The 10721-nt window shown below is 68.3% G+C and carries 11 protein-coding genes and 1 pseudogene; 9 read left to right on the top strand and 3 right to left on the bottom strand.

Going from position 1 to position 10721, the window contains the following annotated elements; translation table 11 throughout:
* The coding region (locus LCD31_RS26765; RefSeq protein ID WP_224962590.1) for a transposase at nucleotides 1-348 on the bottom strand (348 nt) is incomplete at its 3' end.
* Between the two features lie 640 nt (nucleotides 349-988).
* Nucleotides 989-1597 (bottom strand): TetR/AcrR family transcriptional regulator, encoded by a 609-nt coding sequence (locus LCD31_RS26760; protein WP_224962588.1) that lies wholly within the window; start codon nucleotides 1595-1597, stop codon nucleotides 989-991.
* A gap of 95 nt (nucleotides 1598-1692) precedes the next feature.
* Between LCD31_RS26760 and LCD31_RS26755 the strand changes: the two genes are divergently transcribed.
* The 5 genes from LCD31_RS26755 to LCD31_RS26735 all read left to right on the top strand — a co-directional run bounded on the left by LCD31_RS26755 (nucleotide 1693) and on the right by LCD31_RS26735 (nucleotide 5898).
* Complete coding sequence (locus tag LCD31_RS26755; RefSeq protein WP_224962586.1) at nucleotides 1693-2883, top strand: MFS transporter; 1191 nt, start codon at nucleotides 1693-1695, stop codon at nucleotides 2881-2883.
* Nucleotides 2884-2941: 58 nt separating this feature from the next.
* On the top strand, nucleotides 2942-3820 hold the full coding sequence (locus tag LCD31_RS26750) for an aldo/keto reductase (protein ID WP_224962594.1): 879 nt from the start codon (nucleotides 2942-2944) through the stop codon (nucleotides 3818-3820).
* 50 nt (nucleotides 3821-3870) lie between these two features.
* Entirely contained in the window at nucleotides 3871-4146 is a 276-nt protein-coding gene (locus LCD31_RS26745) for a YciI family protein (RefSeq protein ID WP_224962592.1), read from the top strand.
* Between the two features lie 91 nt (nucleotides 4147-4237).
* Entirely contained in the window at nucleotides 4238-4840 is a 603-nt protein-coding gene (locus LCD31_RS26740; RefSeq protein ID WP_224962584.1) for a TetR/AcrR family transcriptional regulator, read from the top strand.
* 59 nt (nucleotides 4841-4899) lie between these two features.
* On the top strand, nucleotides 4900-5898 hold the full coding sequence (locus LCD31_RS26735; RefSeq protein WP_224962582.1) for an amidohydrolase family protein: 999 nt from the start codon (nucleotides 4900-4902) through the stop codon (nucleotides 5896-5898).
* A 407-nt stretch (nucleotides 5899-6305) separates the two neighbouring features.
* Here the strand turns inward: LCD31_RS26735 and LCD31_RS26730 are convergent, their stop codons facing one another.
* Entirely contained in the window at nucleotides 6306-6932 is a 627-nt protein-coding gene (locus LCD31_RS26730; protein WP_224962581.1) for a TetR/AcrR family transcriptional regulator, read from the bottom strand.
* A gap of 36 nt (nucleotides 6933-6968) precedes the next feature.
* Between LCD31_RS26730 and LCD31_RS26725 the strand changes: the two genes are divergently transcribed.
* The 4 genes and pseudogenes from LCD31_RS26725 to LCD31_RS29320 form a co-directional block, all read left to right on the top strand.
* Nucleotides 6969-7928, top strand: a complete 960-nt coding sequence (locus LCD31_RS26725) for an NADP-dependent oxidoreductase (RefSeq protein WP_224962579.1) — start codon at nucleotides 6969-6971, stop codon at nucleotides 7926-7928.
* Nucleotides 7929-8078: 150 nt separating this feature from the next.
* Nucleotides 8079-9551 (top strand): MDR family MFS transporter, encoded by a 1473-nt coding sequence (locus LCD31_RS26720; RefSeq protein WP_224962577.1) that lies wholly within the window; start codon nucleotides 8079-8081, stop codon nucleotides 9549-9551.
* 40 nt (nucleotides 9552-9591) lie between these two features.
* Nucleotides 9592-10005, top strand: a pseudogene (locus LCD31_RS29325) (cation:proton antiporter); the annotation flags it as partial.
* A gap of 62 nt (nucleotides 10006-10067) precedes the next feature.
* A partial coding sequence (locus LCD31_RS29320; RefSeq protein ID WP_308015874.1) for a cation:proton antiporter occupies nucleotides 10068-10721 on the top strand: 654 nt, incomplete at its 3' end.

The raw sequence follows: 10721 nt of genomic DNA, 5'->3' as shown, positions 1-10721 counted from the left end.
GCGGCTGCGGGATCCGACGGTCTCGGCGGCCTTGATCGAGGCGGAGTCGATGATCCCGGCGCTGGGCGCGGCCCGGCGACCTTCGGCCAGTCGTGCCCGGTCACGCAGCGCGTCGAGTAGGTGCTGAGTGGCGTCGTGGTGTTCCCAGGCGGCGAAGTGGTTGTACACAGTGGACCACGGTGGGAAATCCGCTGGTAGAGTTCGCCATGTGATGCCGTTGTCGACGACGTAGAGGATCGCGTCGACGATCTCGCGGCGGCAGTGCTTGGCTCGGCGGCCACCTCGCCCGGTTAGCCAGCCCGGCGTGGGCAGCAACGGTTCGATGAGCTTCCATTGAGCGTCGGTCATGTCCGACGGATAGCGCCGTGACCTGCTTGGAGACTGGTGCGTGGTCGCCAACAGGCGGCAGGATCGACCCCCTGCGGGCAGGGTCGACGAACTCGGGCACGATGGCATCCGGGACTCCTCGGTAGAGCGGATGACCAGACACCACTCGATCTACCAGGGGTCCTTTCTCATCTCCGCAGCCGCCCCGACGACCAACATCAGTTCAGGAACAGGCTCTCAGGGCGAGTGGGCGAGTGGGCGAGTGGGCGAGTGGGCGAGTGGGCGAGTGGGCGAGTGGGCGAGAGCGTTGGGCGGGGAGTGGGGATGGCGCTCTCGGCTTCGACGCTGTCGACGACGATGCGAAATTCCAGTCGAGTCGGAGCCGGGTCGCGCTGCTGATCGGACGTGAGCAAGGGGCCCGCATCGACAGGCCGCCCAATATCGGCCAGCCCACCTCGCCGCGGTCGCGGGCGGACACTTGAACCGTTCCGCGGCGGTGCGGGCGCCAGGTCCGAGCGTCCTCAACGATCGGCGGGCCAGGCGTCCCCTCGCCCCCTGGTGCGAACGGGCACTAGCGTGAGTCGTTGCGGCGCGACGTGTGGTACCTCGCATCGTCCAGGCCGTCTTCTCCGGCGTCATCCGTCCACAACGTGCTGAGGAACTACACCGAGGCCGCGAACGCGTCCCAGACGTGCAGGGACGCGTCCGCACCGCTGTGTAGGGATTTCGGCTCGGCGCCGTCCCGGATCTGTACCGAGAGGCCGAGCAGCAGCCCGTGGAGCAATCCGCTCAGTCCGATCACGTCGGTGTCCTGCCGGAGCTCGCCCGTGTCGACCGCTCGGATCACGCACCACTCGATGCCCTGCCGGTCTTCCTCGCGCCGCCGTGCGACGGCGTCGCGCACCGACGTCGGTGTCTGCTCGCCGGTGAGGCCGCTGGACAGGGCGACCAGGCATCCGGCGGGATGGCGCGGATCAGTCTGCATGTCGATCGAACCGTGCAGGAGTCGTGCGATGGCATCACGTCCGGAGAGACCCGGGTCGCGGACGACATCGGTGATGGCCCCCCAGCTCGACACATAGCGTTTCAACGCGCGCTCGAACAGGGCGGCCTTGGATTCGAACGCCGCGTAGAAGCTCGCCGACGAGATGCGCATCGCCGCGCGCAAGTCTGCGAGAGATGTCCCCTCGTACCCCTGCTCCCAGAACAGCAGCATCGCCGCATCCACTGCGGCATCGACGTCGAAGGTGCGCGGTCGACCTGCGGGCATCAGTCCTCGTCTCATTCGGGATCAGTCGATCCAGTTTGACAAGCGTCGCTCTTGCGGTCAATACTGGATCAACTGATCTGGAATTGGAGCTGCCTGTGACTGAGGCCATCGAGACCGTCCGCACCGCATCGACGGCGCGTCGCACACTGCCGTTCGGAGCCCTTGTCGTGATGGCGATGGTCGGGTTCATCGTGATCGCCACCGAAACGATGCCGGCGGGGCTTCTGGCCGAGATCTCGCACGGCTTGGACACCTCGCCCGGCGTGACCGGGCAGCTTGTCAGCGCTTACGCCCTTGGCACGGTCCTCGCGGCGATCCCGTCGACGGCGCTGACCCGAACTGTCCGGCGAAAGCCGGTGCTGCTCGTCGGAATCGTCGGCTTCGTCGTGGCGAACACGGTGACGGCCCTCGCGCCCGGGATCGTGATCGCGCTGATCGCCCGATTCGTCGCTGGTGGGTTCTCGGGCCTGTTGTGGGGGATGCTCGCGGGATACGCGCGACGGATCGCGGCACCCGAGCATGCCGGTCGAGCGCTCGCCATCGCCATGACGGGGACGCCGGTGGCGCTTGCCGTCGGAACGCCGCTGGGCTCCTGGCTGGGCGCTGCGACGGACTGGCGGTGGGTGTTCGGCGCGATGTCGGCCCTGTCCGTGATCGCGTTCGTGCTCACCGTGGTGCTGGTCCCTGACGCGCCCGGACAGTCCGCCTCGAGCAGCCGCTCGCTTCGACGAGTCGTGGGGATCCCTGGGGTCGGCGTGATCCTCGTCGTGGTGTTCGTGTGGATGTTCGCGCACAACCTCGAGTACACGTATATCGCCGAGTACCTGGGGGCCATCGCAGCGGCGCTTCCGGTCGGCGTGGCGCTCGTCGTCTTCGGTGTCGCATCGCTGGTGGGCGTGTGGCTCACCGGAGTCGCTGTCGACCGTCATCTCCGTCGCACCACCCTCGCGGGAGTCGCTGCGTTCGTCGTGGGCGGACTCGTTCTGGCCGTCGGCGGCACGTCCCCGGTGCTGGTCATCGTCGGTCTCGCACTCTGGGGCGTCGGATTCGGCGGCGCCGCGACGCAACTGCAGACGGCGATGGCGTTGGCCGCGGGCGACAACGCGGACGTTGCCAACTCCATTCTGACCGTCGCGTTCAACCTCGCGATCTTCGCCGCGGCAGCGGCCGGCGCGACGCTGGTCGACGGTGGAGCGGCGACAGTGCTCCCGCTGGCGATGGCGGCACTGAGCCTTGTCGCTCTCGCGCTCGTAGCCGGCGGACGCAGGCACGCGTTCACGCCGTGAGCCGACCCCCCTGCACGCGCCTGTTCCGAATGCTCCAACCCGATTGAAAGTGGACCTCATGCACCCATCGGCACGTGCCGATCGCGCTGGCACGATCACGATCGGCGGCGACCTGGACGTCGCCCGCCTCGGCTTCGGCACCATGCGGCTTCCCGGCCCCGGCATCTGGGGACCGCCGCGCGACCACGACGAGGCGATCCGCGTCATCCGCCGTGCCGTCGACCTCGGTGTCACGTTCATCGACACCGCCGACTCGTACGGGCCGGCGGTCGCCGAGGAACTCATCAAGGAAGCCCTTCACCCGTACCCGGACGACCTCGTGATCGCGACGAAGGCCGGACTCCTGCGCCCCGGCCCGATCGTGGCGCCGGGCCCCTGGCCCCGATGCGGACGCCCGGATTACCTCAAGCAGCAGGCGGAGCTCTCACTCCGCAGGCTCGGCGTCGAAAGACTCGACCTCTTCCAACTGCACCGCGTCGACGAGACGGTGCCATTCGAGGACCAGATCGGCGCGCTCGCAGACCTCCGCGCGGCCGGAAAGGTGCGGCACGTCGGACTCTCCGGCGTCTCGGTCGCCCAGCTGGAAGCCGCACGCAGCATCGTCCCGATCGTCGCTGTGCAGAACCGTTACAACCTCACCGACCGCTCCGAGACCGCAGTGCTCGACTGGGCGACCTCCCACGGAATCGCATTCATCCCGTTCGCGCCGCTTTCCGTCGGAGCCCTCGCCGAGCCGAGGGGCGCGATCGGCCAGATCGCGGCGACGCACGGTGTCCCGGCCGGGAGCGTCGCCCTCGCATGGCTGCTCAAACGCTCGCCGATGATGCTTCCGATCCCGGGCACCTCGACGGTCGCGCACCTCGAGGAGAACATCCGAGGCGCGGCGCTGGACCTCTCCGACGACGAACTCGACCTCATTGGCCGCGACACCCGCTGACCCGACCACTTGACGACGAAAGATCCGAAAGCAGCAGGCCCGTGATTCTCATGATCTCGAACTACACACGATCCCTCGACGAGGTCTCCACGATCCGCCCCCAGCACCTGGCGTTCCTCGACGAACTCGAGGCGCGCGGGCTCGTTGTCTCCGCTGGGATGCGGAACCCGCCTACCGGCGGTGTTGTGCTCCTCGCCACCGACGACGTCGACGACGCACACGCGCTCATGGCCGACGACCCGTACGCGAAAGCCGGCTACTCGATCTACCAGGCTGTCGGATGGAACCCCGTCCGCGGCGTCCTCGCCGACTGGGCCGCGCACTGAGGCGATCAGCGCGTCCATGTCAGCATCGCTACATACCGGTCGTCTCTGAGATACCGATGGTATATTCATTCCCATGGGCAGGGGGAGCCGGGTGCGACGGCAGCAGGAGACGCGGGAGGCGATCCTGGCAGCCGCGTACACCTTGTTCTGCAGCAAGGGGTATGGGGGCGCGTCTCTTGCTGAGATCGCCGAGTCGGCGGGCTTCACGAAGGGAGCGGTGTATGGGCTGTTCCGGAGCAAGGAGGACCTCTTTCTCGCACTCGCGAAGGCGCGCACGACCGAGCTCGTCGCGGAGGTAGGGGAGATTCTCGGACGCTCCGCGTCCCGTCAGCAGCGCCTTGACGCCTTGGCGGGCTGGGTGCGGAGGAGGGCGGACGCGGAGCGCGAGTGGTTCCTCGTCAACGCGGAGTTCTCGATCCTGGCGGCGCGTCGTCCTCACTTGCTCCCTGATCGACGTGCAGCAGCCGCCAACACCGTCGCGGACGTCATGAACGTCCTCCAGATCGACTCGCTCGGCGATGGCGCTGGTGTGAACGAGAACGTCGGACGGGTCGTCCTCGCGCTCGCGGACGGGCTCGCGTTGCAGCTCGCACTGGACGAGGCCGTGGACATCGCGCACATCTTCACGGACGCCCTCACTCGGTTGCTGGGCTCAGGGCCAGCCGAGGGCCGTGACAGGGACGGACGCTCTTGAACGCGGACGGTGGCGGAGCGGAAGGCGACTCGGGGCCGGAGGGGGTGTCCCGTAGGCGCGTGGTGGCGGGTATCGGTGTGGGGACCCTGATCGCGGCCGCAGCGGGGTTCGGCCTCGCCGCGACACCGCGAGTTCCGGCCTCAACCCCGTCGGCCCTCGTCGATCATCACCTGCACATTCAAGGTCCCGCGGCGACCACACACCTGCGGCGCCTTCGCACCGAACACGGCGAACTTGCCACGCTCTCGCTGCTGAACCGAGAGGCGTTCGCCGTACGCACGGGAGAAGACGCGGTGCGGGTACTCGACGCGGCGGGCATCGGCCGCGGCGTGCTCCTGTCGGAGGCGTACATGCTGGGCTCGGCCGAACTTGTGCGGGAAGAGAACGCCTTCAACGTCGATGCCGCGCGTACATCTCGCGGACGGTTGTGCGCCTGCGTGGGAGTGAATCCGTTCATGACCAGCGCGGTCGATGAGTTGCGCCACTGGGCGGGGCAAGACGGGGTCGTCGGTGCAAAGCTTCACCTCGCCAACAGCGGGTTCGATCCGCAGTCGACGGACTCAGTGGACCGTCTGGTTCAGATCGTCAGAGAGTGCCGCGTTCTGGATCTTCCGCTGGTCATCCACCCTCGGCACTCGCCCGACTACTCGAGAGAAGCCGCCGACGTTTTGATCAACGGCGTGCTGTGTGAGGCCGAAGGGCTACCGGTCCAGATCGCGCACGCCGGCGGCTGGGGTGGGCTCGACGAGTCGACCTTCGCCGCCCTGCAGGGATATCAGGACGCGATCGAAGCATCCCGTCCGGGAACGAGCCTGCTGCAGATCGACCTCGCCGTGGTCGTGCAGGCCCCCTGGGCCGACGGCGAGAAACTGCATCGGCTCGTCGAGCACATGCGGCACATCGGAGTCGAACGCTTCCTAATGGGGTCGGATTGGCCCGCCATCGCGTCCCCCGGCGATCACAACCGACTGTTGCTCGGACAACTCCCCTTGAGTGAGTCGGAACGGCGGACAGTTCTGAAGAACGTCGCGAACTATCTCGGGACAGCACATGCGTGAGAGATCCACCGACCGCATGCCGGCATCGCCCCGCCCCGTATTGGCTCGGCCCATACTGCCGCTCGCGGTCGCGACAGCGACCGTGCTGTTGGCGTCCGCACCTCTGGTCGGCCTGGTCTGGTTCACCGCTGTCCAGGCCGTGACATCGATTCTGGCGTTCGTGATCCTGCTGCTGGTGCTCCGGTACGCCCGGTGGCTCTGGGCGGCTGCCGTGGCGTTCGCCCTGCTCCTGCTCCAGCCAATATGGCCTGTCGCCCCGAACCCGCTGACACACTCCGCGACGATAGTCGCCAGCACCATGCTCCTCCTGTCCGTCGGTCTGTCCGTTCGTGCTCCGAAGCGGCGCAAGCGAGAACGGCCGAGAACTCCACCGCCTCAGCTGGACGCCCCACCCGTCGATGGGCGTGTCAGCGACATGTCGGTTCGGCGCGGAGGCCATCGAGGAGCAGGTCGAGGAGACGGTCAGCACTGATCGTTCCCGCGGCTTGCTGCGACACCGTGAAGATGCCGATGAGGCTGGCGGAGATCTCGGTGGGGGTGATGTCTGCGCGGAGGTCCCCGGCCTCGTTTCCTGCCTGGACGATGGTGGAGATGGCGTCGAGGATCTGATCGCGTGTGTGCGCGTGGGGGAGATCGCCGGTCTCGACCATCGTGAGCAGGGTGTTGAGCATGCCGCTCTTGGTGGCGATCCACTCGCCGTAGAGGTCCATCCAGAGTCGGAGGGCTCTTGCCGGGGCGTGCATCGTGAGGAGCTCTCGTGCGCCGGCGGTGAGGCGGGTGACCTGGTCGCTGTAGACCGCGGCGACGAGCGATTCGCGGGTGGGGAAGTGGCGGTAGAGAGTCCCGATCCCCACGCCGGCATCGCGCGCGATGGCTCGCATCGACGGCTCCGCGCCGTCGCCCCTCGTGAGTGCGCGGGTAGCGACCGCGAGGAGGTGGGCACGGTTACGGGCGGCATCTGCGCGCGGCTGATGAGCGTCAGAAGTTGTCAAACGGATCACGCTCCGGTTAGAGTGAGGATATATACGGAGCATAGTCCGTTTTGATGATGGATGAGAGCAGGTAGCGGGATGAGTGGACAGCGGGACGATCGGATCGACGCGCAGACGGGGCGGGCGGTGCTGTTCGAGTCGTTCGGCGGGCCGGAGAACCTGACGGTGCGGAACGTGCCTGCGCCGCAGGCGGGGCCGGGGGAGATCCGGATCCGGGTCGCCGCGGCGGGGCTGAACCCGATGGATTGGGTGATGACTTCCGATGCGGAGACCGCGGCCCGGTTCGGGCTGTCGCTGCCGTGCGGCTACGGCACGGACTACGCCGGCGCGGTGGACCAGGTGGGCGAGGGCGTGACCGGGTATGCGGTGGGTGACCGAGTGTTCGGGACGGCGCTCTCGCGCTCTCTGGCCGACTACATCCTGATGAGCGCAGACGGCGACATCGCCTCGGGCGTCGCCCACCACACCCCCGATGGTGTCGACGACCGGACGGCGGCGACGCTGGCGATCGCTGGAAGCACCGCTGTCGCCGCCTTGGCGAAGCTCGATCTCGGTCCGGACGACACGGTGCTGATCGGAGGGGCCGGCGGTGGCGTGGGCGTGTTCGCCGTGCAGCTTGCTCGACTGGCCGGGGCGCGCGTGATCGGGACGGGATCTGCGGCATCCGCGGAGTACCTGTCAAGCCTGGGCGCCACACCAGTGACGTACGGCGACGGCCTCGTCGAGCGGGTCCGGGCACTGGACGGTGCCCTGCCGACAGCGGCGCTCGACCTTCACGGCACCGACACCGTCGGTGTCGCTCGGGAGCTCGGCGTTCCCGACGATCGCATCTGCACCATCGCGGCCGCGGTTCCCGGGGTGCACGCCGCCAACGGTGCGGCGGCGGGTGCAGAGGCGCTGCAGAACATCGCGCGTCGTGTCGCCGAGGGGGAGCTGCGCGTCCCGATCGCGGAAACGTTCCCCCTGGACGAAGTTCGCGCCGCGGTCGAGCTCCAGGCCGCCCGCCACGTGCGCGGCAAGGTCGTCGTCGACCTCTGACCTTGCCGCCGTGGGCGTGACGCACTCCCGACCTAACGGGAGCGCGTCACGCCGATACGTCTTGCCGGCCGTCCCGTGGTGCCGGGTCTCGCGCGGCATCCTTCGGGCGCCCTCCGCGGCCCCCCGCCGCGCACATCGAATGAAGGAATCATGAAGTTCTCGCTGAAACGGCCCCTCTCGAACCGGAGCCGCTCTGCCAAGCCGGAGGATCCGGACGCGATCGATCCGGCCGTCTGGACGACGGCGTTCAGCATCATCGTCGGGGCGATGGCGGTCGTCTTCGACACCACCATCGTGAGCGTGGCCATCCACGACCTGGCGGATGATCTGCACGCACCCCTGGGCACCATCCAGTGGGTGACCACGGGGTATCTGCTCGCGATGTTCGTCACGATCCCGCTCGCCGGCTGGGCGCAGGCGGCGCTGGGCGGCAAGCGGCTGTGGCTGGTGTCGCTCGGGGCGTTCCTGATCGGCTCCATCCTGTGCGCGGCGTCCTGGGACGCGGCAAGCCTGATCGTGTCCCGGGTGGTGCAGGGGCTCGGCGGCGGAATCATGCTGCCGCTGATGACCACCCTCATCGTGCAGGCGACCGGCGGGCGACACATCGGCCGGGTGATGGCCGCGATCACCCTGCCAACCGCGCTCGGCCCGATCATCGGACCGGTACTCGGAGGAGTCATCCTCGCCGTCGCCGATTGGCGCTGGCTGTTTCTGGTCAACATCCCGTTCTGCGTGATCGGGGCATGGCTCGCCTACCGGAACCTGCCCGCACAACCGTCACGCCGGGGTGTGCGACTGGACCTGTTCGGCCTCCTCCTCGTCTCCCCAGGAGTCGCGGCGATCGTCTACGCACTCTCACAGGTCCAGGGAAGTGAGGGCTTCGCGTCCATGGGCGTCCTGGTCCCCCTCGGCGTCGGAGCGGTCCTCCTGGCGGGATTCGTCGGGTGGGCGCTCCGCCGTGGCGAGAGAGCACTGATCGACCTGCGGCTGTTCCGGCACCGGAACCTGACATCGGGGTCGGTGCTCGGCTTCCTGGCGGGCGCGACGTTGTACGGGGCCATGTTCCTGCTGCCGCTGTACTGGCAGGAGGTCCGGGGCGAGGACGCGCTGGGAGCGGGGCTTCTCCTCATCCCGCAGAGCCTCGGCACGCTGCTCTCACGAGGTGCTGCCGGCCGGTACACGGACAGGTTCGGGCCGAGATGGGTCGCGCTGGCCGGCTTCGTGATCGTGACCGTGTCGACGATCCCGTTCGCGTTCGTCACCGCAGACACCAGCTACGTGCTCCTGCTCGTGACGCTGTTCAGCCGGGGCATCGGCATGGGGGTCGCGATCATCCCGCTGACCGGAGCCTCCTTCATCGGGCTTCCCCACGATGACACGCCGGGAGCCAGCATCATCACGCGCGTCGCTCAGCAGCTGGGAGGTTCGATCGGCACAGCAGTCATCGCCGTCGTCCTCCAGAACGCCTCGGCCAGCAGTGCCGACCTCGATGACATCGCACACGGCTTCGGCAGCGCTTTCTGGTGGGCGATCGCCTTCACCGCCGTCGCCGCCCCCGTCTGCCTCCTCATGCCCGGCAGACCGCCGGCGACAGCCGTCCCGGCCACGGCTGCGGCCGGCTGACGAACACGTCCCTGACGGGATACACACGGAGAGAGAACGAATGGAATCGGTCGCGATGATGCTCGTCGCCGGAGCGCTGCTGGTCATCGGGGGTACCTGGCTTGCGCCGAAGATCCGCATGGCGGGACCGATCCTCTTGGTCCTCGTGGGGATCGCCTGCAGTCTCATCCCCGGTCAGGCTCCGCTGGAGATCGAACCGGAATGGATCCTCACCGTCGTGCTTCCGCCGATCCTGTACGCCGCGGCGGTCAACGTGCCGATGACGGACTTCCGTCGCAACTTCCTCACCACCAGCGGGCTGTCCGTCGGGCTCGTGCTGTTCTCCGCGGTCGCAGTCGGTTTTCTCCTCACCTGGCTGCTGCCCGGGCTTCCCCTCGCTGCGGGTATCGCTCTGGGTGCGGTCGTCGCTCCACCCGACGCCGTCGCCGCGACCTCCATCGGCAAGCGCCTCGGCCTGCCACCGCGGCTCGTGTCGTCCTGGAGGGGGAGGGGCTCGTCAACGACGCGACCGCGCTGGTGCTGCTGCGATCCGCCATCGCCGCCCTTGCAGGCGGGGTCACGCTGCTGGATGTCACCCTCGATTTCGACTACGCCGTCCTCGTCGGGATCGGCATCGGCACTGTCGTCGGATTCGCGGCCGTGCGGGTGCGTGCACGCATCGGCCAGCCGACCCTGACGACCGCGATCTCCTTCACGGTGCCGTTGCTCGCCTTCTTCCCCGCCGAGGCGCTGCACGGATCCGGCGTCCTCGCCGTGGTCGTCGCCGGTTTGATCACGGGGTTCACCGCGACACGCCACCTCACGCCGCAGGACCGGATCAGCGAACGCATGAACTGGCGCACGATCCAGCTCATGCTCGAGAACGGCGTCTTCCTCGCCATGGGATACCAGCTCTTGCACGTCGCCGAGGAAGTCGCCCGAGAAGGCGGCGATCTCTGGGGCACGATCTGGGTCGGGCTGGCCGTCACCGCCGCACTGATCCTCGTGCGCATCCTGTTCGCTGGCCCCCTGAGCGTATGGCTACGCTTCGAGCAACGCCGAGCGACGCGACGCCTCGCCGACACCGGCCGCGACAAGAGCGCGCGATGGCGCCACGTACTGCGGCTCCCGCATGCCGGGAAGGGCTCGCAGCGCCGACGAGCGGATTGGCGGGTGCTCGCCGCGGCTGCG

This window comes from Saccharopolyspora sp. 6M, assembly GCF_020176775.1.
GTDB lineage: Bacteria > Actinomycetota > Actinomycetes > Mycobacteriales > Pseudonocardiaceae > Saccharopolyspora_C > Saccharopolyspora_C gregorii.
This window is presented reverse-complemented; position numbering and strand designations above follow the sequence as displayed.